Consider the following 23,987-nt stretch of genomic DNA (forward strand, 5'->3'; position numbering starts at 1 on the left):
TTGCATGCAGTTTCGAATGTGAATTTTCCTTGTCAGCCTTACCGTTGTGTCAGTGTCTTTATCTGTGAGCTTTGGTCTTGCTTGCATTCTGTACTGTATTCGACCAAGTCAATTTCGCAGTCGGGACCAATCTCGATCTTGTTGCCGCGAACGACCTTGGCCTTTGTGTTTTCCAGATAGATTTCGTCTCCTTCAATCGTCTCTACAGACAAGGTATTGTTGAGAAAATGCTTCAACAACTTGCCCAAAGTGCTATTGCCTGTTCGGCGCACCTCGATGTACTCTCCGCCAATTTCTTTTGCCTCACAGCTGCCATGCAGAAGTACCTCGATTCGCCCTGCATTCAGCAGCCCTCCGATACTAAACGCACCGTTTGCCCGGAACACTTCGGCTTCACAATCCCCTGCGGTTTTCAATGATCCGTGAACCTTAACATCCTCTCCTGCCATATTGCCCTGTACTTTGACATTGCCACCGACTTTTAGACTCGTAAAATTCAAATCGTCCCCAACATCAAGCTGTCCGTATACAGATAACGTATCCATTTTCACTTTGCCTTTAATCGACGCGTTGCCTTCTACTCTTGCCGAAGAGCCAGTAAGATCTCCCGTGATACTGACATGTCCCGCACAATGAAGCGACTCGCACTCTACGTCGCCATTAATCTTGCCGTAACCCTGCACATCTACTTTGTTGTATACGCCACCCGTAGCATTCACTGCCCCATGAAAGATCAAATCTAGCTTGTTCTTATTCTCGTTCTGCATGGTATGGTCTCCCCCTACAAATATTTTCCTTTTAATTCCTCGATGCAATTGGCTAGATCGAGCCGTTTCACTACCTTTACACCGCTATCAAAATACATTTCGGTAGAGCCAGACACCAACACGAACGTGGAAATCCCCATCTTGCGCATAAAGATCAGCTCGCAAGGCTTCCCTTCGAATTTGGGATAGTGGCTAGCCATTACCTGCAGCAATCCGCCGCCTTCATCTACACTTAAGTCTCCTGCCGCCAAAAGCTTTTCCAACACATAGGCGTATAGTGCCTGCTGGAAGGTAAAGGTCCGTAAGCTCCCGAGAAAAACGTTAAACACTTCTAGAGAAGTAGTCGAAACAATGTTTCGTGCCAATAATTCATCTGCGGTCAACGACGTTCCACTCATACTTGGTGAAAACATGTCCGCCAATTCATCCAGCGACAGGTCGTCTTTCATGTTCAGGATCTTGTCGATTCGAGCCAAAATCTGTTCACGTGGGAAAAAGGTTTCTTGCCCTGTAAAAGTTGCTCGGCGAATGAACCACTCCTCTGGAATCAAGTTTTTTCGTTTCCAACGGTACAATTGTCCGTACGAAATGCCTGTTAGCTCCAGTAGGTCCTTCTTCGAGATTACATTTGTGTCCAAGTGAAGCACCTCCAAAAACAATGTAACATAACACTGTTACGTTATTCAACTACGGACTGTTTGATACTCTGATTATTGTCACAAAATCCGATCAGCTGGATCAAATAAGTGATTTGAATGCAGAAAGGAAGAATGACACATGAAAAAACAAACACTAGCAGTAACAAGTATGATTGCCTTGCTGTTGTCCGTAGCATCTCCTTTTACAAACACACAAGCACCAGCATACGCAGCTGGTCAGGCGCCAGCCGTAAAGCCAGAAATGAAGACCCTCGCACAACTAGACAAAAATGTCGTAGAAGCGGCCAAACAAGCAATGCAAAAACAGGCTGGCGGCGTGCCGATCGAACTGTACGAGATTAAGGGAGAAACGGCAGATTGCTGGGTGATTGCGGCCAAAAACAACAGAGGTGAGGTGCTCGTTACCAAGCAGGAGGGAAAGGTTGTATCTGTAAACGTAAAATTAAAACTTAGCGAAGTGGCAGCTGATTTGCAAAATACTGTTACGAGCACGTTAAAAGGAATGGATAATCAGCATGCCTTTACGATTGATTGGGTAGAACGGATCAACTGGGAAAAACAAAACATTTGGCTGTTCAAAGGGCAACATGCATCGGTCAGCATTGACGCTGCCACCGGGAAGGTCAATTCTGCGAAATTGCATTATACAAACGAGCAAATAAACCCCGAAGTGATCGATACAGCGCAAAAGGCGCTGAAGTCTCTTTCCAACGGTAAAGCATCGGCGCTGCTCCCTGAGGTAACACTGGTGAAAGAATCGAAAGAACGCTTGGATCAAGTATGGGATTTCATGGATACCGAAGGGAAATACAGTATCGTCATAGGGGCGAAAACAGGGAAAGTGGTGGCAGCGACCCTGATCAGCGAGTTCATAAATGAGAACTATACAGCGGACGAAGATATTCCCAAGGTGTTCGCCAAACCATTCTTTACAAAAGAAAAGGCGATTGCTGCTGCCAACCCGATAATGAAAAAGGTCTTCAACCTTGATCTAACCGGATACAATGTTTCGTCCAAATATAACGTTTACACGTTTACGAAAAAGGGGAAACCGACTATTACGGCATCGATCAACAAAAAAGGAATCTTCTATGATTTCGCCGTTACGCCGGAAAATGGCTTGATTAACTAGCGAAACTGGACGCTGGCCGGACACAATCTCCCTTTATTAAATACACAAATAAAACCACCTATTATAGGTGGTTTCAGCTTGTTGCCCGTTCTTATGTAAACTCCGCTTGCATCAAGCGTTTCATATCAGATGGTACCGGTGCCTCGACTACAATCTCTTTTTCGAGAAGCGGATGCAAAAAGGACAGCTTCGAAGCATGCAGAGCCTGTCGGCGTAACAAACCTCTCGCTCCCCCGTACATCGTATCGCCAGCAAGCGAGTGTCCAATGTGGGCGAAGTGAACGCGAATCTGATGGGTACGACCCGTTTCCAGCCAGACCCGCGCGAGCGTCATTCCCTCAGAGGTCTGTTGTACCTCGTAATGCGTGATGGCAGGATCGCCACTCTCCACGACACGGCGCTTCGTAGGATGACGCACATCCCGGCCGATTGGCGCATTAATCGTTCCAGCTTCCTCTGACAGCACGCCACTGACAACCGCAAGATACTCGCGATGAATACCTCCTTCGCGCAACAGCCTGTCAGCCAATTGATGACCATAGCTGCTTTTGGCTACGAGAATCGCTCCTGATGTATCTTTATCTAGCCGATGCACAGGATGTACGCTCGTCTGCTCACCCCGTGCCGCCAGTACGGCAGCGAGTGCATGTACCAATGTGTCAGTCTCCTGTTTAATTGGATGCACCATCATGCCTGCTGGTTTGTTTGCAATCAAGAGATGATCGTCCTCGTACAAAATGTCGATGGACGGCATTGGTGTGATTGGTCCCTCGGGCTTCGTATCATGCCGGGGCTGCCTAGGCGCTTGCTCTTGTCTCTCGATGACACGAACAGCGATTGTATCTCCTGCTTTTACTTGTCTTTGGAGGAAGGGCTGCTTGCGATTGAGCAAAATCCCTTTGCTTCTCGTCAGCCGCTGCATCATACGCCCCGACACGTTGAGCTTTTGCCGGACGATTTGTTCCACGTTCATTCCCGTGTCTTGTTCACTGACGATGTATTCGATCCAATCTTTGCGGCTCACGTCTAATCCCTCTGTTCCATGCTTTTTTCTTATTGTAGCAAAAGGATGCCAGAGATGCTCGTCTGTCCAGCCCGACTACCGGTACAGCCATATATCAACTAGCATCTGATCAAATCCGGGTACCTCTTCCTTTTGTCCCATTTCAAGGAGCTGTGTGATGCAGCCTTCACAACCGCGATATTCCAAATCGATTCGACCCGATGTAAAAAAGGCATGTAAGCAGCTTTTTTGATTAAGCAGTTTCACAAAAATTCCCCCTCGAGTTATTTTTATACTTTTTATTATATTAAGTATACATCCGGTTTTCGCACTTTACAAACATTTTTGTATAAAAAGTAAACAATACAAATGGTTGAATTCAGACGATGGTGGTCGGGGGAAGCCCTGCCACATGTCTTCCAGTCGCCTGTATCCTCTCTTCGTTCGGGCGGTCTCCTTCCAGACATGTGACAGTGCTTGCGTACAGCTTGTATCTACTCCGTGCTTTTAGAGCGGTTTGTTTGTTATTCAAAGAAGTTTTTATGATAAAAAACAGTACTTTCGAGAAGTAGGCAAAAGCTCCGTAGGAAGAAGCGCATTTCCAGTCAAGCGCCTCTGGAGCCCATCTTAGCTCCGGAATAAATCTCCCGCCATTTATTCCGGAGCGGGCAGTCAATCCCCCTTGCGGGGCGTAAGCCGAAGCGTAGACTGGAAATGCGCTTCTTCCCTCACCGAAAGCTACGTTAAAAAACGAAAAAAGCCACCACGCTAAGCATGATGGCTCTGTTGTACCAACTTACCCTTTTAAGTTTTCCGGATTGAGTCCTTGCAGCTCTGGCAAAACGAACAAACCGTCTTTGCGAATCAGCACATCATCAAACCAGATTTCGCCGCCGCCGTACTCTGGACGCTGGATGTTTACCATATCCCAGTGAATTTGGCTGCGGTTACCGTTATCTGCGGTGTCGTATGCACGTCCTGGAGTGAAGTGGAAGCTGCCTGCAATTTTTTCATCGAACAAGATATCATTCATTGGATGCAGGATGTATGGATGCACGCCGATTGCGAATTCCCCGATGTAGCGTGCTCCTTCGTCTGTATCGAAAATTTGGTTAAGTCGATCTGTGTTGTTAGAAGTCGCCTCAACGATTTTTCCGTCTACAAACTTCAGACACACATTTTCGAATTTCGTGCCCATGTAGCTTGTTGCGGTGTTGTACGTAATGGTTCCATTCACAGAGTCACGTACAGGAGCTGTAAAAATCTCGCCGTCTGGAATATTGCGCAGTCCGGAGCAGATGACGCTAGGGATATCCTTGATCGAGAATTGAAGATCCGTTCCCGGTCCGACCAGACGCACTTTGTCCGTGCGATTCATCAATTGCTGCAAAGGCAAAAAGGCTTCGTGCATCTTTTTATAGTCAACGGAACATACGTCAAAATAAAAATCTTCAAAAGCAACGGTAGACATGTTGGCATTTTGCGCCAAAGCGGTGGTCGGGTAGTTGAGCAGTGTCCAGCGTACATTGTTGGTCAGGTAATCATGCAATTCTTGCATCACACTCTGATGCGCACGACGACGCTCTACCGGAACATCGGCCATCTCGCTGTCATTGGATGGACCATTGATGACGATATAGGTATCCAAATCTTTGTACATTGGCTCTTCCCATTTCGCCAAATGAGTCGCACGCTCTGCACTTGCACCGAGCATCAGCTCACGTTGGATAGACGGGTCAATAATCCGTACAAACGGATAGGCTCCCAAGTCGTACGCCTGCTTAACCAATTCTTTCGCCAAAGCGTGACCCTCGCCACGAACTTCAATCAACAAGCTTTCCTTTTCTTTCAGGCGTACAGAATGGCTCAGCAAATTTGTAGCCAACTTAACGATGCGTGCATCCCGCATGCGATATCCCCCACATTTCTAGCATGATTTGGTTGTTGTAAAAAATATTTTACCGAATGAAAGCACCTTTTTCAATTATCGATGTTCTTGGTACTATTCGAAAGAAACTAAAAAATTATCTTGCATAAATTCAACTCTTTCGAGTATTCTAATCAACAAGAGTTTACCTATGTAAAAAATTTGAAAGACGGGAGTGCTGAGTTCATGGTGTTTTCTGTAGTTATCTTCGCTTAGGTAGGGCCTCTCTTAAGGGGCACTGCCTCTTACAACCCTATCCAAAGCTAGAAGCTGCAGGATGCCTGAACCGCTTCCGTCTTTTTCCCGATATGAATTGCGGGCCATGTTCTCGGGTGAACAGTCGGTTTACTGTACCTAAAACCATAGGTAGGTAACCGTCTCTCTTTTGTACTCCGTTGAACTGGTTATTTCCCGCCACCCTTGTATCGTTTGATAAAGCGCAAGCGGAAGAGCAGTGTCTCTACCCCGTTTGCGCTTTTTTACGTGGAATTTTTCCAAGAAGAGAATCGAGGTCAAGGCTCCTGCCGAAATGAATGGAGGAATTCGTGTCATGATTTGGCGTTCGTGGGATCTTAATTTGAAGGTACGTCTCTTTGGTGAATTGATTACGCACACCTTCTTTTGGATGTACTTTCCGTTTATGGCGATTTATTTTAGTGATACGTTTGGGAAGGATGTAGCGGGTCTTCTGTTGATGGTGCCGCCGCTACTCGGGATGCTGTCCAATCTGTTTGGCGGATATTTGGCTGACCGGGTAGGGCGCAGGTTTACCATGCTGCTCTCGCTCTGTACTTCGACGGTGATGTTCGCGCTGTTTGCGTTCTCTCCGTCTCCTTGGATCGACTACATTGCCTTCATCGGGATCGGGATCGCTGGGGCTCTCTACTGGCCTGCCAGCTCCGCCATGGTGGCTGATTTGACCACAGAAGAGGATCGAAGAATTGTCTTTGCCACCTTTTACACAGCGATGAACATCGGGGTGGTTGCAGGTCCTGTATTGGGCTCTGTCTTTTTTGTTCATTATCGCCCGCAGCTGTTGATGTTCTGTACCATCGTTGAGTTGCTTTTTGCGATCACTGTCTTTTTCCTGATCAAAGAAACGCTGCCTGAACACGTCCGTCAGGAGAAGGCAAAGGAGCGTTTTTCCCTGACTCAGCAATTCAAGAGTTACGCCATTATTTTCCGAGACAAAGCATTTGCCCTGTACATTGGCGCAGGGATTTTGATCGCCATTGGATTCATGCAGTTGGATATTTACATGGCGTTGTATGTCAAAGAGCATGTTATGCAGCAACCATTATTCTCCTGGGGCAATTGGACTTATTCTGTCGGGGGAACCAGCGCATTTGGCTGGCTCATGGCCTTAAATGGTTTTTTGGTTGTTCTGTTTACACTACCGGTCACACGTTGGTTTGAAAACTGGAGCGATCGCAACAGCCTCGTCATCTCCTCCATCTTATTTGGTCTTGGTCTGTTCTTGATGGCCTTTACGACGAATATTTGGCTCCTGTTCGGCTGTATGGCGATTTTGACATTCGGCGAGCTGATGCGCACGCCAGTGGCCCAGAGCTTCATCAGTAAATACTCGCCCGAGGATGCACGCGGTCAGTACATGGGAGCTTCTTCACTCCAGTTCTCGATTGGTCGCTTCATCGCTCCCCTGACGATCGGTCTATCCCAATGGCTCGCTCCTGTTGGTGTATTCGGTGTCATCCTGGGCTTAACCTTAGTCAGTGCTTATTTGTATATCATCTTGTTCCGGATGATTGGTGCCAAAGAAGTTAGCAAAAGTAGCTAGAGAAAAGCATGTCCGTTCTACCAAATCCCCTCCTCTCATATAAATAGGTCATAGATAGCTTGACCAGGAGGGGATCGTCATGAACCAGCCGAATGCCTTTGCTACCTTTAAAGAACACCGAGGAGTCGTCTATCGAACTTCTACTTATCTTCAATGGGGACCGAATTCAGAGGGCCATCGTTCTCTTGGGAGCTGTCTCTTACTGAACCCTGGTAGTGCCAAGCTTTTTCGTGAAAGACCTGCATCCGACCATAGTACCATGGGTCAAACCACACTCGATCCCACCATGCGACAATTGATCCGGCTGGTGGAAGCGATCTACGGAAAACGGGCATTGGCAGGCAGATTTCATATTTACAACCTGTTTTCCGTACAAAATGCTGCTGCCGTGAGTGCCATTTCCCATTTCGAGCAACTCATTCATGAAAAAGAGACGACGCTCGAGGCTCAGCTCGTGTCTACGCAGGAACTGCAAAAGCATCCGTGGCTCCTGCTCGGTTGGGGGCTTTCCCGCCACCATTCGTGGCAGCATTTTCCTTCGCTCAAGAAACTGTGGAAACAACGGATCGCAGCAGCAGGAGTACCGACTTTTGGCAAGCCATGTCCCAAGAGAATCGATTACTACCATCCTAGTCCCCCTCTACATGCGGCGAAAGAAATGATCCTGGAGGAACTGGTGGAGATCTATCGGAAAACGATTGGGCAAAAGCCTGCCCATCCGCTTTAGAAAAAAAGAGTCTGTCTCCCCGCAAACCGGGAAACAGACTCTTTTCCATTCACTACGGCATCTCGCTGCCCTCGAAAAATTCCGTTCTGTCAAAACGACCGCGCATCCATTTGTACGTGTCATCATAGATGGCGCGCTTGACAGGGTCCGTGCTCTTGACAGACTCTAGCAATGTCTTGGAGCCGAAGTAGTAAGCGTGCACGTTGTTTTTATCCATCCCCAGCTTGTGGGTGGCAACTAACTGATTGTAGTAGGTCTGATAGAACTTCGGATCGTTGTACATCTTCCAGTCGCCTTCGATCTCGATGTCCATGTCGTACTTGTTGACGACCTCCAGTACCCCTTGAATACGGTCAATTCCTACCGGCTTGTCGCTGTAATAGCTCGGCTGCAGGAACGCCTTATCGAAATAAAGAGATTTCCACTCGGACACTCCCGGTGAACCGAAATACGGAATCCAATAGTAGCGCAACGCTTCGTCATGCACCATGCTACCCATGTCACGAATCAATTGGCGTTCTTTCGGCGCACTATCCTCCACCAGCTCATGGAACCAATAGATTCCTTCCAGCTTCAGATAGGCGTATCCTTCCTTGTTCCAGCGCTTCATGAGCTCCTGGAAGTACCATTCCAACGCAGCTTTGCGGTTCAGATACGCTTGCTCTTCCCCAATTCCCGCAGGGCTAAAGGAGAGGGATGGTTTCTTTTCATCCAGCTGGCCAAAATTGGTCTGATTGGCATTCGGATACGGCAGCGCCAGCACGACATTTTCCTGCGTCGGTGTTGTATACAGTGTTCCGCGCAGGCGGTTGTACTCCCGCATAGCCTGGTTGAGAGCGTCGAGCTGCTTGTTCGATCCGAACAAATCATTCATATACTTTGTCCAGCTTTCCTTCGTTGCCGGAATGGTCTGATACGGCAGGAACAGAATCGTGTCAAACATCTGGTCACGCATATAACCATCTACGGTGCGGTAGCCAACCATCGGGAGGAAATCCTCTTTGGTCCAAGTCCCGAGTTCGCCATGCTCTCCGGTATAAGCAAGCAGCATATTTTCCACACGACGCCCTGCTTGTTTGGCTTCTTCCAGCTTCGCCGGGTTTGGAGGCGGCAGCAAGACAGCGCCATTATCCCACTCGCTATCCGATTTTGCCCATACCTCCAGCTGACGAGCGAACGTAAATACTTTCACCGGGAAGGCTACCCGGACATAGCGGGTGTTAACGTCAGGCAAGGTCACGCTCAACGTGCGTGTAACGAGCTTGTCCTCTTTGGCGGAAACATCGTGAATGGCTCTTCCCGCATACGACCACACTTTCCCGTCGCGAGACACCTCGACTTCCATGTATTCTGGCATCGTGATGCCCGATGTCTTCTGCTGCTTAAACGTCAGCGCAACTCTCTCCAATGGCTTCGCCTCGTCGAGTTCAACGGTTACCTTGCGCCCAAACTGACGGTGGTAACCCGTCCAGTCTTCCGTAGGCGTAACAAGTCCGCCTACTGGACCCGGATACTGCTTCTCCAGCTCTTGGAAATACGAGTCTGGCGTTCCAAAAGTAGTAACAGATGTATAACTGCCTGGTGCGATATTGACCAGTTCGTCCCTCTCTGCTGGCTCCTCCGCCTCTTCTTCTGGATCAGCAGGCTTCGTTGCATCCGTTTCGGTTGCTCCTTTGTCTGCTTCTGGCTTTTCTCCCTCTACTACCGTCTTGCTTTCATCGACTTTCGTTGCCGAGTCATTGGAGGAAGTCACCGGTGCAGTCTTTGGCGTGTCCTCTGCCTTTTCGACAGCTGGCTTACCAGCGTCCTTGATCTCAACCGGAATCGTCGTCGTTTTGTAGCCGACTGTCACCGTGAGATTTCCTTTTCCTGCTGTAGGACCAGCAATAAAGGTTCCGTCTGCCGAAATGGTTCCCAGCTCGGGACGATCAAATGCGAAAATGGGTGTAAAGGGCAGCTCATCTCCGCCAATGCTGCTTACCTTCAAGCGTTGGCTCGTGCCAGCAGCCAAACTCAGCCGCTCTACATCTACCTTGTATTTCACCTGTTCTGCTTGCTGGTAGCGTGCATCCAAGACACGCTCAGCGATCACAGCAGCCTCCGCACGTGTGACAGTTCCTGCCGGATTAAACTTGCCGCCTGCACCTTGCATCCAGCGCTGATTCGTCACTTCTTCCACAGCCGTTTTGGCGTAGTCGGCGATTTCTTCTTCATCGCTGTATGCAACAGGAGTCTGGCCTGCCACTTTGGTTACAGAGCCCTCTTTCATTAAGCGAGACAGCATGACAGCCAGCTCTTGTCGTGTAAGCGGGTCTAGAGCACCCATGGTATGCTCACTTCTGCCGTTCATCACACCCAACTCAGAGAGTCCATAAACGTACGGTGCATAAGGACTTTCAAACGGTACATCTTCAAAAGCTGCATCCTCGATTTCTGTTGGTTGAAGACCGATTACTTTTGTCAAAAGCACGGCAATATCCTGTCGAGAAATCGTGTTTTGCGGGTTGAAGCGGTTATCTCCCTGACCACTGATCATATGCAGGGCTGCGAGTCTGTTTACGGCTTTACTGGCGTAGCTGTTGCCCAAATCCGTAAACTCCGTGTGCGCTTCTTCTTTTTTATTGAACTGCTCTTCCAGCTTCTTGGTCTCTTCTGCTGGTTTCTCGCTCTCCACCGCCGGTTTCTCTGGCTCTGTTGCAGCATGAGTCAACGGCGTGCTTTGGACCAGTAATGTAGTCGCTGCCAATAAAGCGGCCAGCATTCTGCTCCCGAATCTTTTCTTGCTCATTGCATTTTCTCCTCCAATTATGCCCCTTCTGTACGAGGTGGTTCAAAAAGTCATCCGTTGAACACACCCTTATGTCTACTCGGTTGGGGTAACCATTGGTCCGCGCGGCGGTCTAGGTCCGAAAAACTGATAGTAATCTACCTTGATATTTCCGTTGTAGAGCTTGCGCTTTTTGCTTGCTGTACGACCAAAATGCTCCTCAAACTGTTCGTCGGAGGTAATAATGTAGAAAGACCACGTATCCATGGCAGCAAAGGTTTTCCCCATTTCGCCATACATCTTGGCAACCTGCTTCCATTCTCCCAAGCGCTCCCCATAAGGTGGGTTGCAAATCAAGTAGCCGTACTTACGCTTGGTTCGCACATCCCGCACATCCATGCGCTGAAAATGAATCAGGTCATCTACACCAGCCTCAGTCGCGTTGCGGCGGGCAATTTTCAGGATCTCGTCATCCATATCTGTCCCGATAATCTCCAGTTTTTGATCATAGCGCGCCAAATCATGCGTTTCTGCGCGAGCTTCGCGCCAAGCTGTTTTCGGAATAATAGGCCACGACTCCGAGACAAATTCGCGGTTCATCCCTGGAGCGATGTTTTGTCCGATCAACGCCGCCTCAATCGGAAGTGTACCCGATCCACAGAATGGGTCCATGAATACCCGATCAGGCTTCCAGCGAGACAGCATAATCATCGCCGCAGCCATCGTTTCCTTCAGTGGCGCTTGTCCGATCAATTCCCGGTAGCCGCGCTTGTGCAGGCCCGGTCCTGACGTATCGATCGTCAGCGTCGCCACATCCTTGAGCAGTGCCACTTCAATCTTGTACAGTGGTCCTTGCTCATCGAACCACTCGCGATTGTAGGTCTTTTTCAGACTTTCTACGACTGCCTTTTTCACGATCGCTTGGCAATCCGGCACACTGAACAAGGTAGATTTAACCGATTTCCCTTCTACAGGAAACGTCCCGTCCTCTGTGATCCAATCGGCCCACGGCAGTGCCTTTGTCTTTTCAAACAGCTCGTCAAACGTAGTCGCTTTGAACTCCCCTATCTTAAGACGCACGCGGTCGGCAGTTCGTAACCACAAATTTGTGCGGGGAATCGCAGAAATATCTGCGGTGAACGTTACCTTACCGTTTTCCACCTGTACCGGTCCGTATCCGAGGGCCTTCACCTCTTCTGCTACTACTGATTCCAAACCAAAAGTCGCCGTAGCGATCAATTCCACTTTTTGCATATGTAATCTCCTGTCCGTCCAATAATCCTTCGGGCGATGCCCTGATCCTACTACCTATATTATATTACCCCATTTACTAATAGCGTTGGTAAACTTGTCTAAATTGAAACGACCCCTCACCAAAAACAGTGAAGGGTACGGCATGCGAATCATCCATATGGGAAATCCTACAAAAAACTTTGCGTACGGGAGGGAGTCCGCATGCCAGAATTACCTGAGATGGAGACCTATCGCCGACTGCTGCAGGAGAAAATCGGTGGCGGAACGATTACAGCCTCACACGTTCAGCGGGAAAAAACAATCAATCTGCCGCCTGCGGAATTTGTTCGTCTTTTGCAAGGCAATCGCCTGACGCTTGTCGACCGACGTGGCAAGCATATTCTCTTCCATCTGGAAAGTGGGCATGTCCTGCTGCTTCATCTGATGCTGGGCGGCTTTCTATACCTGGGCTCGTCGGAAGACAAGCTGAAAAGAACCGCTCAAGTGACTCTTGCCTTTGGAGAACGCCTCTTATATTTTCATGGCCTCCGTTTAGGCTACCTGCACTTGCTCACCAACGTTCAGATCGACGAAAAACTGGCTCCACTCGGTCCCGAGCCATTGGACCCGCTGTTTACCTTTACCCGATTTACGGAGCTGCTCGCTGACAAGCGCAGTGTCCTCAAAACAGCATTAGTCAATCAGCATTGGCTGGCAGGCATCGGAAACTGCTATGCGGACGAAATCTGCTTTCATGCCGCCATCCTGCCTACACGGACGATCCCGACGCTTTCTTTCGAGGAACAAAAACGACTGTATCATTCCATGCAAACCGTACTCAAAGAAGCCATACGATTCGGCGGTTACATGCAGCCGCTTTTTCAAGGCGATTCCCTGACAGGCGGCTTCGATGAACGCTGCCAGGTATACGATCGCGGCGGAGAGCCTTGCCCACGCTGTGGACAGCCTATCGAAAAGAGCGAGCTCTCCTCCCGCAAAGTATTCGCCTGCACGAACTGCCAGCATTGACAGAAGCGTATTCACTCCTTAGACGACAGGGGTCTGTGCGGCTTCCATCTGCTTGATCATAAACACCTGCTCCGTCTCGGAAGGACCGAATCCCGCCGCTTGCAGTATTTCGACAAGCAAGGTATCTGCCGCACGCAAATTAAACGTAGATCGGCGGCAATCGCGCTCAAGCGGCCCATACACATGCGCGAGTGCGGTTTTCAAAATATCTTGTGCATCAGGATGCTCTGGCTGCGCTACACATTGACGCAGCACGATCCCACTCACTTTGCCTTCTTCGTTTATCGAACACTTGTACATCGCATAGCCGACCGCCTGACCCTCTCTGTCTTCTACGAGCAGAGCCTGCGCATCTCGCAAGTTCAGCCAGTAATTTTGCCAAGGGACATCGGTCACGTAAAACGGCAGCATAGCGGCTTCCTGGGCCAAAATGCGCCGAACCCGATACTCAGCCTGTACATTCGTCTGAAAGACATTCTCTGCCAGCGGTCCACTCTGTTGCAAAAACAACAGACGATCCACAACGTCATAGCCTTTTTGCTCATACAAGGCAATCGCTTTGGTATTTTGGCTCAATGCCTCCAAGGTAGCTACTTCCACTCCAGCTTCCCGGTATAATTCCAATGTTGCCTCAATCAGTTGCTTCCCTACTCCTTGTCGACGATATTCCGTGGCGACACCCGTTCCACCATTCCACGCGACTTTTTTCCCTGCAATGGTCCTCATCCCGCTGGCTACTACGCCAATCGGCTCTGTGCCATCAAAAGCAACCACAGACAGGGACAGCACGTATCCCTCGCCTCCCAGTCGCTGGACAAGCATTTCTTCTGTCATCGTAAACTCGATAAAATAGCCTTCAAATCCTCGGTTCCACGCTTTGGTCACTTCTGCAAAGGTACAGTCGCTCATCCGTATGATGGTAATCATGGTATCACCTTCCTGGTTTTTAATAAAATTATTTTAATCAATAAAATCTAAAAATTCAATCATCTATGAACGCTTTCTCCAGCTTTGTCACCTACACGCCTGACATGGTAATATGAAAAAAATCACTTACTCGGGAGGTTCCTATGCGCAAACAGCTTACGGTTGGCTCGCTCATACCTGGACGATCTGACGTACAAATGTCGAGTCCGGCTCCCGTTCCCGTGCATGCGTCGTTGAAAAAAGCAGAATTGAATACGACTCGCCCCCAATCAGAGCAGAAGCTCGTACAGGTGAAGCAACGCTCACAAACGATGCCAGTCCGGTACACCCCCTCCGAGACACTATTACAAGCTGCAATTACGCAAGAGCAACCCATCGCATACAAATGCCAACAAGGGCATTGCGGCAAGTGCAGTGTGCAGATCGTAGCTGGTGCATCATTACTCGATACCCCAAGCGGACAGGAAAAAGCAAAGCTGGGGGAAAAACTCACTACAGGCTATCGCCTCGCTTGTCAGAGCACATTTCGCTCTTCGATTCCTACATAGAGGTTATTTCTAATAGAAAAAGGTGGCCGTAGCATGAATCCTACACGCATCCTACTATTCGCAGGGGGCAATCTGGGCAACTGGGCGATCCAAGAGATTCGTGAAAATGATTGGCTCGTCGGCGTTGACAGAGGTGCCTTGTTCCTCGTTCGCAACGGTCTTGTGCCAAGATTGTCGATCGGTGACTTTGATTCTGTCAGTACCGAGGAAATGGCAGAAATTGAACGACACAGTATCCACGTCTCCTCCTGCGATCCCGTAATGAAAGATTTGACCGATACAGAAATGGCCCTTACTTGGGCAATAGAGCAACAGCCGGAGGAAATCGTGCTGCTCGGTGTGCTCGGCTCTCGTTTTGACCACATGCTGGCAAATGTACACTTGCTGAACAAAGTTTTGCAGACGGGCATCAGCTGCTGCATCCTCGACGAGACCAATGAAATCCGGCTGATTGACCGCCATAGTACGATAGAGCAGAATCATTTTGAGCATATCTCTCTACTGCCTCTTACACCGGAAGTAACAGGGATTACCTTGACCGGATTCCTCTATCCGTTGAAGGACGCCACCCTGCGGATCGGCGACACGCTTGGCATCAGCAATCTGCTGACGGAACAGACTGGAACGATCACGATTCAAACAGGCAAGCTGCTCGTTGTCAAAAGCAAAGACTGATTTGGTTTGAGTCAACATAGTGGAGGAGAAGAAAAAGCACAGTTCTCTTCGACTCTGACACCCCAGCATGGGTGATTCACTGCCCGTCTCCACTTCCAAAAGGGGACCGTCGAGCCAAAGCCACCCTACGGGCGGAAGTTTCTTAAGGAAGAAGTTTTCGACAACCGTGGTCCCCTTTTGGAAGTTCCGACTGGGTAGGCGCTGTCAAGGTCTACGAGCACTGTGCTTTTTCTTCTTACCTGCTTTGCCTGTTAAAACTTGGGATGATCAGCCTTGTCCGTATAAACTGAATGTCCAATCCTATAAACTCTGCGTTACCACAGTCTTAAAAGTAGAAAGGATCTCCAATCTTATGCAATACGTTGGAGATCCTTTTCTTTTTCCTGGCTAAAAGAAAGACTACTCTTCCTCAACCTGCATCGGCAACTGCCAATCAATCTCTTGAAGCCCGCGCGAACGCAAAAACTCGTTGGTCCGCGAAAAAGGACGGCTGCCAAAAAAGCCGCGATTCGCCGAAAATGGGCTCGGATGCGGGGAGGCGATGACGAAATGCTTGTTTCGATCAATGAATGCCGCCTTCTCCTGCGCATGCTTTCCCCACAGGATGAAAACGAGTGGAGTCTCCCGGTCGTTCAACAAATGAATAATTCGATCCGTAAACGTCTCCCACCCAATGTCCTTGTGCGAATTCGGAGTGCCGCGACGAACCGTCAGGACAGTGTTCAGCATCATGACGCCTTGCTTCGCCCAATGGTTCAGATAACCATGCTGGGGAATTTCAAAACCGACATCGCTTTTCAGCTCTTTGTAGATGTTGACCAAAGACGGCGGCGGCTTGATTCCCGGCTTGACCGAAAAGCTCAATCCATGTGCTTGTCCCGGTCCGTGATACGGGTCCTGCCCCAAGATCACAACCTTTGCATTCTGATATTCAGTCAGGTGCAGCGCTGTGAATATTTGATACATATCTGGGTAGATTGTCTGCGTCTGATACTCTTCCTTCAACGTCTGACGAAGCTTTACATAATAGGGCTTCTCGAATTCATCGGCCAATACGGGGGCCCAGTCATTTTGCAATATGGTAGCCATGTTCCTCACCTTGTCCGCTGTTTTTTTCTACCTTACCACAAACCACCCAATCACTGAACCACTGATTCGAGAACTAGGACTATTCTGATTTAGTCCTATCTTTCCCGCGATTCCTAGTCTTTGTTTCCTAGTACCCTCGTTTGATAGCTTTTCTCCTATGATCTTTGACATAATGATTGCTGGGAAGATTTAGAGAAAAGAGAAAGGGAGAGGGTTTCACATCATGAAATGGGACATCAAGTCATTTTTGGGGGGCATTGTTGTAGGTTCGGTGCTCTTTTCCGGAATTGCCATTGCAGCACCCGCTTTTCCAGACGCGGAAGAAGGAATGAAAACACCGTTCACCTACTACTTTGACGGGTTGCCAAAATCACCAAACAGCGACGTACAAGGCATCATGTACAAAAACTCCGTCTATGTGCCAATCCGCTTCGTAGCAGAGAACCTGAACAAACCGGTCATTTACGATGCGAGAACCAAATCGATTTTCATCGGTAAAATTCCATCAGCAAAAATGTACTCCAAAATGGAAGCGATCGAGCTGGTGAAAAAGAAATTCGCTGGCAAACTCACTCCAACACATGTAGTCGAGTACGCTCACGACGACGAAAAAGGTCACTATGTCATCCAAGTGTACCAAACAGTTGTCAACAACTTCCAATCTGGCGACAGCTACACCAGTACGTATGGCTGGTTCGTAGTGAACCCGAATACCGGGGAAATTAAGTCGTTGTTATAATTTTATTGCACTTATCTATTCGTACGAAAAAGACAGCGGACTAGGGACCCGCTAGCACCGGAGGATATCCTTCCGGTGCCTTTTTGTTTTCATGGAAAAATTTAGATTGATTCCCACTTGTCCCATGTGATACGATCTCCCTACAACTATTTAATAAACATTTTTATTTACTATTTATTTTATATAAGGAGTGAACTTGTTTATGTCTACCTTACCGAACTGGGCGAGTTTATACCTTCAACGTCTACAGCTAGACCGCAAGTCCCCCAGCCTCTCTTATCTCAGTGAGCTCTGCCGTGCGCATCTACAGACCTTCCCTTATGAAAATGTAAGCAAGCTGCTTTTCTTCCGGGCTGGAAAACATGCTATACCTTCCCCGGAAGAATATGTACAAAACGCGATCAGTCATCACTTCGGCGGCACATGCATGACAAATAATCACAGCTTTCTCGCACTGCTTCGTGCACTTGGATTTTCCGGTAATCTGGTCTTGCCAGGCGGAGGGCATGCTGCCATCCTGATCGATGGTCCCCATACTGGAGAAACACCTGTCTATGTAGATACGGGGGCTACCGCTCCTATCTTTGAGCCGATTCATTTTCTGGAAGAGGGGAACCATGCCAGATCTTTTGGCACTGTTTCGATGGATTTGACCAAAAGTCCCGATCATCCTGAACACTATCGCTTTACGCGGTATGAAAACGGAAAAGTAGCAATTCCTCCGTGGGATTTTCATCCGGATGAACGAAAAGAACTGTCTGACTTGACGGAAGTCATCCGCTCCTCTTTTTTACCAGACGCCTTCTTTTTGAATCGACTTCACATCCATCGTTTTCAGCTGGAGCAAGATCGCTTCGTGGTTCTTAAAAACAATACCCTCCAGCTCGGCTATTCGGATGGCACAAACCAGATAACAACCCTCCACACTGTCTCTGATATAGAAGCTGCCGTAGCCGATGAAATGCAACTGCCACTTCTCCCTGTTCGCGAGGCGGTAGAAATCCTGCTCGAACGCGGTATTGATATTTTCGCTGCCGCCAAGAAAGAAGAAGTCCCACTTGAAACCGAAGCTCTCGATCGTCCTACCATTTGCTAATATCTGGTTGACAATGATAATATTTCTCAATAATATGGAAAAGTAGGGAAATGGTATATAAGGAGTGTCGCACTTCATGATGATGGAGATAAAAACATTCGTCGTCCAGGAAGGTCATTCTGACAAAATCGTACAAGGCTTTAGCGAGCCTGGTGCTGTTGAGAAGGCTCCTGGTTTTGTAGATTTGAGCGTGCTGGTACAGAAGCCGCGCAAAGGTGAAGAAGAAGTGGTCGTCATGATCCGCTGGGAATCAAAAGAGGCGTGGAAGCAGTGGGAGCTGAGTGACGTTCATCTGGAAGGTCACCGCCAAGCGCGTGAAGAAGAAACCCCTGAATGGTACATCAGCGGCAAAACCGGCCATTACGAGCTGAAAGCGAAAAAAGAACCGCAGCCTTCGTAAATACAAACAAACCAGCCCAGACCTCGGAAAAACTCCGATCAATCCAGGCTGGTTTTTTTATTGTCCCTCTATCCTTTTTCCAATCCGTACTTCTCCATCTTCCGGTACAAGGTCGACAAGCTGATTTGCAGCTCATTGGCTATCGCGGCTTTGTCCTGACCATACTTGCCTGCATTCAGGTAACGTTGGAGAATGGAACGTTCATAATCAGCCACCAGCTTTTCCAATCCCAAATCGCTGCTGCCCACTATCCTCGGCTCATCCTCGAACAGCAAATACTCAGGAAGCTCTTCGTTGCCGATGACTTGCCCCTCCGCCATGTTGACCATATACTCGACCGCATTTTCCAGCTGACGAATATTCCCCGGCCATTCGTATGCCTGTAGTCGTTGGACGAGCTGGGCTTCGAGCTCCAGTCTGCCTTTTTGCAGCAACGTCCCGTACCGATACAGGAAGTGCCGCAGGTAAAGCGCAATATCCTCCGTGCGTTCACGCAACGGCTTTAACCGCAGGGGGATGACGTTGAGTCGATAATACAAATCTTCGCGAAACGTGCCTTCCCTGACCATGCTCTCCAAATCTCTGTGTGTAGCGGCAATGACACGTACATCGACACCCAGCGTTTTTACGCCGCCTACCCGATCTACTGTTTTCTCCTGAAGGACGCGTAGCAGTTTAGGCTGCAGGGACAACGGAATATCTCCTACTTCATCCAGAAAAATCGTTCCCTTGTGGGCCAATTCAAATTTCCCCGGCTTCCCTTCGCGTCTGGAGCCTGTGAATGCACCGCCTTCGTACCCGAACAATTCGCTTTCTAACAAGGTCTCGGGAATCGCCGCGCAATTGACTGCCACAAATGGCTGTCTGCTGCGCCCACTCTCGCAGTGAATGGCTTTTGCCAGCAGCTCCTTGCCCGTTCCGCTCTCCCCCCGGATCAAAACAGTAGAAATGCTGTTCGTCACTTTTTTTGCTTTGGCAATCACATCGCGCAAGCCTGTTTCTGCCCCAATCAGCTGAGCGAAATACACCGGATGAACCGAGGCCTGCGGCATTTCCTCTTGAATGTTACAGCTCTTCTCCCGCTCCGCATCCAGCTCTAGCAGCTTGTGCTCTATCAAGGAACTCGTATGCTGCAAAAACGGCATCCATTTTTCCGAGTGGTGCAGCATTTTTTCCTTTTGTTCAGGGGAAAAGCCGATAATTCCGATGACTCCTACCGTCTTCTCCCGTTTGTGCACCGGAAATCCAATCGTCGCCAGCTCCCGGCATTGCTGCAAAAACTTGCAATTGCCGCATTGCGACTCGTTCTTTTTCATGTCAAAAATCATTCCCGGCTGTCCGGTTTGCAGGATCATTCGGAAAAACGATCCTTCCGGTGCAGGCAATCCAATCAACTCCTGATAGTAGCCGGTTCCGCTTACACGTATCCCTTGTTCATCCAGGATGGTGACATCGAGTCCCAGCACCTTGGAAATATTGTCGGCGTACGATTGAATGAATTCCTCGATCCGGGAAAACTCTGTCATGCCCAATCCTCCAGTTTCACGTTCCTTTATCCCCTGGACGCTGCTGCCATTGGCAGACTAGCTAACGCCTGCTCCAAATCCGCGATGATATCCTCCACATCCTCCAAGCCAGTCGATAAGCGAATCAGACCGTCCGTAATGTTGAACTTGATCCGCTCAGAGGCAGGAATCGAGGAATGCGTCATCGAGGCAGGATGCTGTACCAGTGTCTCGGGATCTCCTAAACTAAACGATATCATAGCCAAGTGCAGAGCGTTAATGAAAGATTTGGCTGCCTCGTAGCCGCCCTTTACTTCAAAGGAAACGATCCCGCCCATTCCGGCCATTTGCCGTTTGGCCAGCTCATGCTGTGGATGCGAAGGCAAACCAGGGTAGTAGACGTGCGAGATTGCAGGGTGCTGCTCCAAAAACTCCGCCACTGCCTGCGCGTTTTTCCCATGCTGTCTGACACGCAAGCCGAGTGTCTTCAGCCCACGCAAGATCAAGAAAGCATCCCAAGCGTTCAAATTTTGCCCCAAGTCTCCCATGACGTTTTTGCGCATGAATTGGATATGTTCCTGCTTCCCAACGATGAAGCCCGCAATGACATCGCCATGTCCGTTCAAATATTTGGTGGCGCTATGCACGACGACATCTGCCCCTAGCTCAAGTGGTCGCTGCAAATACGGGGTTAAGAAGGTGTTGTCGACGATTACCACAATGCCATGTGCGTGCGCCAATCGGGACAACGCCGAAATATCTAAAACAGTCAGACACGGGTTCGAGGGTGTTTCGATGTACAGTACTTTTGTGTTCGGCAAAAAAGCGCTCTCGACTGCCTGTAAATCAGTGCAATCGACGAAGTCCGTCGCAATGCCATAACGCGGGGCCATGGTCGTAAGAAACTTGTAGCTTCCTCCGTACACATCTCGCGTACACACCACATGATCACCCTGCTTCAAAAAGGCGAGCAAAGCTCCCGAAATGGCTGCCATCCCACTGCTTACGCCCAAGGCAGCCTCGCCATTTTCCAATGCGGCGATTTTTTGCTCCAAGGTAGTGATGGTAGGGTTGCCATATCTTCCGTAGTACGTTCCTTCCCGCTCGCCAGCCACGCACGCCGCTGCGGAGTCTGCATCTGGGAACGCGTAGGCCACGGCAGGCACCACCGCGGATACGACTGCTCCTGTTTTTTGGCAAGGTGTTTGTGCGGTATGAATAATGGAGGTGTCCATCTTCCACTTGTTTGTCGTCATTTCTCGTCTCTCCCTTTGGCTTCAGCTGTTACCAATGGATATAGCAAGGAGCATGCCAAGGTGAGAAACCGCATCATTCCAGTGCTTTTCGCTTTTTGTGCTCATAGACTTTCGCAATCATGCAAATGGACTTTTTCAGATCCATGCGAAAAAGCCGTCAGTTGCCCCAACGACTTTTCGCATAGTTGCAATTGTGTTTTGCATAACTAGAAAAACAGCTTAGACGAGCATGCCACCCGCGCTTTTCCTGTATTTTAAAATGCCTTCTGCCGCTCGGTAGGAGAGAGCACCCATCGTTCCTGTCGGATTGTAGCCGCTATTGTGGGCAAAGGCAGAAGCTCCGACGACAAATACGTTTTCTGCATCCCACATCTGCAAGTAGTTGTTGACTGCCGAGGTTTCTGGAGAGGCTCCCATGATGACGCCGCCTGTATTGTGCGTCGATTGGTATGGTGTAATATCGTAGGGTCCGAGCTTGCGGTTGATTTCGAGCTTCTCGTTCGCCCCCATTTCTTTTACAATTTCTGCGCACTTATCTGCACAAAAAGCCGCCAGCTCCCTGTCCTGATCGACGAAATCATACGTAATGCGCATCAACGGATCGCCAAATGCGTCCTTGTACGTCGGGTCCAGATCAAGGAAGTGTTGGCGAAATGGCATCGAAGCCCCTTGGGCGCCTACCGATATGAACCGGTTCGTGTATTTGATCGATGCAGCCTTGAATTCCTTGCCCCAGCTAGGCGTTCCCGGTGGCACCTTGTTCGTGCCGATTGGTCGGAAGCCGGTTTGTGTGACAGCGATATTCGCCCCATGGATAAATTTCAGATCGGAGTGATCGAAGTTATCACCGTTGTAGTCATCCAAACACATTCCCAATGATCCTGCGCCTGCATAATTGTTAAACTCCTTGTCGTCGAAGAAGCCGACCGCGCCTCCTCGCATGACCTGGTAGGCGTAGTTTTTACCGATCACGCCTTTTCCCGTTGCTGGATCATACGGTTTCCCCAGCTTGGACATGAGCAAGATTCGCGTGTTGTTAAATACATAGCTGGTCATCACCACAATATCGGCGGGCTGTTCGAATTCCTCCCCCGTCGTGACGTCCGTATACAAGACGCCTGTCGCCTTGTTCCCTGTATGTAAAATTCTGCGGACATGGGAATGCGTGCGAATTTCAAACTTCCCTGTCTTCTTGGCTACTGGGATCACCGTCACCACTGGATCGGCTTTTGCTCCGTACTCGCAGCCAAACCTTTCACAGAAGCCGCAATATTGACAAGCTGCCCGTGCCACCCCGTCTGGATTGGTATACGCTTGCGAGAGATTTGCTGATGGCAGGATGTATGGATGCAGGTTTCTCTTTTTCGCCGCATCCGCAAACAATTTCATACTCGGTGTAGTACGCATCGGAGGTACTGGATACGGACTGGAGCGTTTTCCCCCCAACGGATTTTCCTCGCCCGCGATTCCCGCCATCTTTTCGAACTTGTCGAAGTACGGCTCCAGTTGATCGTAGGTAATGCCCCAATCCTGGATCGTCATCCCCTCTGGAATTTTCTTTGCGCCATACCGTTCAATCGTCTTGCTGCGGATCTCGAAATCATACGGCAGGAAGCGGAAGGTCTGTCCGTTCCAGTGGACACCAGCACCCCCGAGTCCTGTCCCGAGCAAAAAGGAACCGTATGACCGCATTGGAAGCGCGCGAACGTTCATTTTACTGCGGAATGTGATCGTCTCCTTGGACAAATCCTGCATCAGCTCATAACGAAGAGCGTAACGCAATTCGTCGTGTACCATGAAGTAGTCTTCGGTTTTGCGCTCCTTGCCTCGCTCTAGCCCTACTACTGTCAAACCTTGCTTGGTTAGCTCAGAAGCAATAATGCCTCCTCCCCAGCCCACTCCCACGATCACGACGTCAACCTTGGGCAACTTTTTGGCCATATGTACAGTCCTCCCTCAATGTTGATGATCCCGCAAGCTTAAGGGAGACATCTTCACAAACTCAGGCTTATCGATCAGCTGCGTATACGCCATCTGATTACCTGGGAAATTCTTCATTTTCCAGCCATCCATATTTTTATTGCCTCCGTACAAGGGGTCTGCATAAACGCCTTCGAGCGTACTAGCCCGCAACATATTGAAAAAAGTGCTCGCCGAAATGGTCGTCAATTTTACTTCATCGGTTTCAAAAGCTTTTAAAACAGCGTCCTGTTGTTCCGGCGGGAGTTCATAAAACCGTTTTCCGTGGGTACTGTTACTGTAGTTGTTCATTTCTTGGATACCGATGTCGAATATTTCCCTACGTTTCAACCTGCCTTGATAGCCCTGTGTAATCTCACCCGGATAAAAGGGCGCTTGCATGTATTCACGAGCGTTAAAGCCCCAATCACCCGCCAGCTGGTGGTCAATGAAATAGGCTGCACCGAGTACCTTCGCGCCCGGACCCAGCTCATCCTCAGGAAAAATGCGCTCACAAGCGGCGTCCACCACTTTAAATTGCTCAGGCGTAAAAAACATAAGCGCCTGATTGTAATCGGCAGCAGGGGCCGGAGTTGCTCCCGGTTGCGGCGGAGTTTCCGGTCTGCGGAGCAAGCTCCCTGCCACTCCCCCTACGACCAAACTGCCGAGCACCAGCCCGGAGTTTTTCAAAAAGTTCCTTCGGGATACTGGCCGCTCATTCGTGTTGTTTGCTTCTGCCAAAATGACCACC

General features: G+C 49.3%; 22 protein-coding genes. 9 read left to right on the forward strand and 13 right to left on the reverse strand.

The window, feature by feature from the left end:
- Positions 1–38: 38 nt before the first annotated feature.
- Both EL268_RS30070 and EL268_RS30075 read right to left on the reverse strand, forming a co-directional pair.
- Positions 39–767: a polymer-forming cytoskeletal protein gene (locus EL268_RS30070; RefSeq protein WP_106654825.1), complete on the reverse strand. Its 729-nt coding sequence runs from the start codon at positions 765–767 to the stop codon at positions 39–41.
- A gap of 14 nt (positions 768–781) precedes the next feature.
- Positions 782–1,405, reverse strand: a complete 624-nt coding sequence (locus EL268_RS30075) for a YhbD family protein (RefSeq protein WP_106654826.1) — start codon at positions 1,403–1,405, stop codon at positions 782–784.
- Between the two features lie 139 nt (positions 1,406–1,544).
- Between EL268_RS30075 and EL268_RS30080 the strand changes: the two genes are divergently transcribed.
- Positions 1,545–2,558: a hypothetical protein gene (locus EL268_RS30080; protein WP_106654827.1), complete on the forward strand. Its 1,014-nt coding sequence runs from the start codon at positions 1,545–1,547 to the stop codon at positions 2,556–2,558.
- A gap of 91 nt (positions 2,559–2,649) precedes the next feature.
- Here EL268_RS30080 and EL268_RS30085 read toward each other — a convergent pair whose 3' ends face one another.
- The 3 genes from EL268_RS30085 to EL268_RS30090 form a co-directional block, all read right to left on the reverse strand.
- A complete protein-coding gene (locus tag EL268_RS30085) occupies positions 2,650–3,582 on the reverse strand; it encodes an RluA family pseudouridine synthase (RefSeq protein WP_106654828.1) in 933 nt (310 codons plus the stop codon).
- 75 nt (positions 3,583–3,657) lie between these two features.
- The gene (locus EL268_RS33030; protein WP_157696815.1) at positions 3,658–3,828 is read right to left on the reverse strand and encodes a hypothetical protein; all 171 of its coding nucleotides are present in this window, start codon (positions 3,826–3,828) and stop codon (positions 3,658–3,660) included.
- A 529-nt stretch (positions 3,829–4,357) separates the two neighbouring features.
- Positions 4,358–5,470, reverse strand: a complete 1,113-nt coding sequence (locus tag EL268_RS30090; protein WP_106654830.1) for an aminopeptidase — start codon at positions 5,468–5,470, stop codon at positions 4,358–4,360.
- 568 nt (positions 5,471–6,038) lie between these two features.
- Between EL268_RS30090 and EL268_RS30095 the strand changes: the two genes are divergently transcribed.
- Together EL268_RS30095 and EL268_RS30100 are read left to right on the forward strand one after the other, a co-directional pair.
- Positions 6,039–7,286, forward strand: a complete 1,248-nt coding sequence (locus tag EL268_RS30095) for an MDR family MFS transporter (RefSeq protein WP_106654831.1) — start codon at positions 6,039–6,041, stop codon at positions 7,284–7,286.
- Between the two features lie 79 nt (positions 7,287–7,365).
- On the forward strand, positions 7,366–8,013 hold the full coding sequence (locus tag EL268_RS30100; RefSeq protein WP_106654832.1) for a hypothetical protein: 648 nt from the start codon (positions 7,366–7,368) through the stop codon (positions 8,011–8,013).
- A gap of 52 nt (positions 8,014–8,065) precedes the next feature.
- Here the strand turns inward: EL268_RS30100 and EL268_RS30105 are convergent, their stop codons facing one another.
- Both EL268_RS30105 and EL268_RS30110 read right to left on the reverse strand, forming a co-directional pair.
- Positions 8,066–10,801 carry a DUF4855 domain-containing protein gene (locus EL268_RS30105; RefSeq protein WP_106654833.1) on the reverse strand — a complete coding sequence of 912 codons (2,736 nt, stop codon included), beginning with the start codon at positions 10,799–10,801 and terminating at the stop codon, positions 8,066–8,068.
- A gap of 75 nt (positions 10,802–10,876) precedes the next feature.
- Positions 10,877–12,034 (reverse strand): THUMP domain-containing class I SAM-dependent RNA methyltransferase, encoded by a 1,158-nt coding sequence (locus tag EL268_RS30110; RefSeq protein WP_106654834.1) that lies wholly within the window; start codon positions 12,032–12,034, stop codon positions 10,877–10,879.
- A gap of 201 nt (positions 12,035–12,235) precedes the next feature.
- Here EL268_RS30110 and EL268_RS30115 point away from each other — a divergent pair, with 201 nt between their 5' ends.
- Positions 12,236–13,042, forward strand: coding sequence for an Fpg/Nei family DNA glycosylase (locus tag EL268_RS30115; RefSeq protein ID WP_106654835.1), 807 nt, complete (start codon positions 12,236–12,238; stop codon positions 13,040–13,042).
- An 18-nt stretch (positions 13,043–13,060) separates the two neighbouring features.
- Here the strand turns inward: EL268_RS30115 and EL268_RS30120 are convergent, their stop codons facing one another.
- Positions 13,061–13,969, reverse strand: coding sequence for a GNAT family N-acetyltransferase (locus EL268_RS30120; protein WP_106654836.1), 909 nt, complete (start codon positions 13,967–13,969; stop codon positions 13,061–13,063).
- Positions 13,970–14,112: 143 nt separating this feature from the next.
- Here EL268_RS30120 and EL268_RS30125 point away from each other — a divergent pair, with 143 nt between their 5' ends.
- Both EL268_RS30125 and EL268_RS30130 read left to right on the forward strand, forming a co-directional pair.
- Positions 14,113–14,517, forward strand: a complete 405-nt coding sequence (locus tag EL268_RS30125) for a 2Fe-2S iron-sulfur cluster-binding protein (protein ID WP_106654837.1) — start codon at positions 14,113–14,115, stop codon at positions 14,515–14,517.
- 33 nt (positions 14,518–14,550) lie between these two features.
- Positions 14,551–15,192 (forward strand): thiamine diphosphokinase, encoded by a 642-nt coding sequence (locus EL268_RS30130; protein WP_106654838.1) that lies wholly within the window; start codon positions 14,551–14,553, stop codon positions 15,190–15,192.
- A gap of 399 nt (positions 15,193–15,591) precedes the next feature.
- Here EL268_RS30130 and EL268_RS30140 read toward each other — a convergent pair whose 3' ends face one another.
- On the reverse strand, positions 15,592–16,281 hold the full coding sequence (locus EL268_RS30140; RefSeq protein WP_106654839.1) for a uracil-DNA glycosylase: 690 nt from the start codon (positions 16,279–16,281) through the stop codon (positions 15,592–15,594).
- A gap of 223 nt (positions 16,282–16,504) precedes the next feature.
- Between EL268_RS30140 and EL268_RS30145 the strand changes: the two genes are divergently transcribed.
- The 3 genes from EL268_RS30145 to EL268_RS30155 all read left to right on the forward strand — a co-directional run bounded on the left by EL268_RS30145 (position 16,505) and on the right by EL268_RS30155 (position 18,516).
- Positions 16,505–17,020 carry a stalk domain-containing protein gene (locus EL268_RS30145; RefSeq protein WP_106654840.1) on the forward strand — a complete coding sequence of 172 codons (516 nt, stop codon included), beginning with the start codon at positions 16,505–16,507 and terminating at the stop codon, positions 17,018–17,020.
- Positions 17,021–17,222: 202 nt separating this feature from the next.
- On the forward strand, positions 17,223–18,116 hold the full coding sequence (locus tag EL268_RS30150; protein ID WP_106654841.1) for an arylamine N-acetyltransferase: 894 nt from the start codon (positions 17,223–17,225) through the stop codon (positions 18,114–18,116).
- 76 nt (positions 18,117–18,192) lie between these two features.
- Positions 18,193–18,516, forward strand: coding sequence for an antibiotic biosynthesis monooxygenase family protein (locus EL268_RS30155; protein ID WP_088909818.1), 324 nt, complete (start codon positions 18,193–18,195; stop codon positions 18,514–18,516).
- 68 nt (positions 18,517–18,584) lie between these two features.
- Here EL268_RS30155 and EL268_RS30160 read toward each other — a convergent pair whose 3' ends face one another.
- The 4 genes from EL268_RS30160 to EL268_RS30175 all read right to left on the reverse strand — a co-directional run bounded on the left by EL268_RS30160 (position 18,585) and on the right by EL268_RS30175 (position 23,986).
- Positions 18,585–20,042, reverse strand: coding sequence for a sigma-54 interaction domain-containing protein (locus EL268_RS30160; RefSeq protein WP_106654842.1), 1,458 nt, complete (start codon positions 20,040–20,042; stop codon positions 18,585–18,587).
- Positions 20,043–20,068: 26 nt separating this feature from the next.
- The gene (locus tag EL268_RS30165) at positions 20,069–21,277 is read right to left on the reverse strand and encodes a trans-sulfuration enzyme family protein (protein WP_106654843.1); all 1,209 of its coding nucleotides are present in this window, start codon (positions 21,275–21,277) and stop codon (positions 20,069–20,071) included.
- A gap of 219 nt (positions 21,278–21,496) precedes the next feature.
- Positions 21,497–23,218 carry a GMC family oxidoreductase gene (locus EL268_RS30170; RefSeq protein ID WP_106654844.1) on the reverse strand — a complete coding sequence of 574 codons (1,722 nt, stop codon included), beginning with the start codon at positions 23,216–23,218 and terminating at the stop codon, positions 21,497–21,499.
- A gap of 15 nt (positions 23,219–23,233) precedes the next feature.
- The gene (locus EL268_RS30175) at positions 23,234–23,986 is read right to left on the reverse strand and encodes a gluconate 2-dehydrogenase subunit 3 family protein (protein ID WP_106654845.1); all 753 of its coding nucleotides are present in this window, start codon (positions 23,984–23,986) and stop codon (positions 23,234–23,236) included.
- Position 23,987 lies beyond the last annotated feature (1 nt).

Source organism: Brevibacillus brevis (genome assembly GCF_900637055.1).
Classification (GTDB): Bacteria; Bacillota; Bacilli; order Brevibacillales; family Brevibacillaceae; genus Brevibacillus; species Brevibacillus brevis.

Bases quoted from the DNA above. Each gene is read 5' to 3' on its own strand.
- EL268_RS30120 (WP_106654836.1), bottom strand. From the start codon at position 13,969: ATGATTACCATCATACGGATGAGCGACTGTACCTTTGCAGAAGTGACC.
- EL268_RS30105 (WP_106654833.1), bottom strand. From the start codon at position 10,801: ATGAGCAAGAAAAGATTCGGGAGCAGAATGCTGGCCGCTTTATTGGCA.
- EL268_RS30170 (WP_106654844.1), bottom strand. From the start codon at position 23,218: ATGGCCAAAAAGTTGCCCAAGGTTGACGTCGTGATCGTGGGAGTGGGC.
- EL268_RS30140 (WP_106654839.1), bottom strand. From the start codon at position 16,281: ATGGCTACCATATTGCAAAATGACTGGGCCCCCGTATTGGCCGATGAA.
- EL268_RS30125 (WP_106654837.1), top strand. From the start codon at position 14,113: ATGCGCAAACAGCTTACGGTTGGCTCGCTCATACCTGGACGATCTGAC.
- EL268_RS30070 (WP_106654825.1), bottom strand. From the start codon at position 767: ATGCAGAACGAGAATAAGAACAAGCTAGATTTGATCTTTCATGGGGCA.
- EL268_RS30155 (WP_088909818.1), top strand. From the start codon at position 18,193: ATGATGATGGAGATAAAAACATTCGTCGTCCAGGAAGGTCATTCTGAC.
- EL268_RS30090 (WP_106654830.1), bottom strand. From the start codon at position 5,470: ATGCGGGATGCACGCATCGTTAAGTTGGCTACAAATTTGCTGAGCCAT.
- EL268_RS30130 (WP_106654838.1), top strand. From the start codon at position 14,551: ATGAATCCTACACGCATCCTACTATTCGCAGGGGGCAATCTGGGCAAC.
- EL268_RS30150 (WP_106654841.1), top strand. From the start codon at position 17,223: ATGTCTACCTTACCGAACTGGGCGAGTTTATACCTTCAACGTCTACAG.
- EL268_RS30080 (WP_106654827.1), top strand. From the start codon at position 1,545: ATGAAAAAACAAACACTAGCAGTAACAAGTATGATTGCCTTGCTGTTG.
- EL268_RS30165 (WP_106654843.1), bottom strand. From the start codon at position 21,277: ATGACGACAAACAAGTGGAAGATGGACACCTCCATTATTCATACCGCA.
- EL268_RS30110 (WP_106654834.1), bottom strand. From the start codon at position 12,034: ATGCAAAAAGTGGAATTGATCGCTACGGCGACTTTTGGTTTGGAATCA.
- EL268_RS30160 (WP_106654842.1), bottom strand. From the start codon at position 20,042: ATGACAGAGTTTTCCCGGATCGAGGAATTCATTCAATCGTACGCCGAC.
- EL268_RS30145 (WP_106654840.1), top strand. From the start codon at position 16,505: ATGAAATGGGACATCAAGTCATTTTTGGGGGGCATTGTTGTAGGTTCG.
- EL268_RS30100 (WP_106654832.1), top strand. From the start codon at position 7,366: ATGAACCAGCCGAATGCCTTTGCTACCTTTAAAGAACACCGAGGAGTC.
- EL268_RS30115 (WP_106654835.1), top strand. From the start codon at position 12,236: ATGCCAGAATTACCTGAGATGGAGACCTATCGCCGACTGCTGCAGGAG.
- EL268_RS30095 (WP_106654831.1), top strand. From the start codon at position 6,039: ATGATTTGGCGTTCGTGGGATCTTAATTTGAAGGTACGTCTCTTTGGT.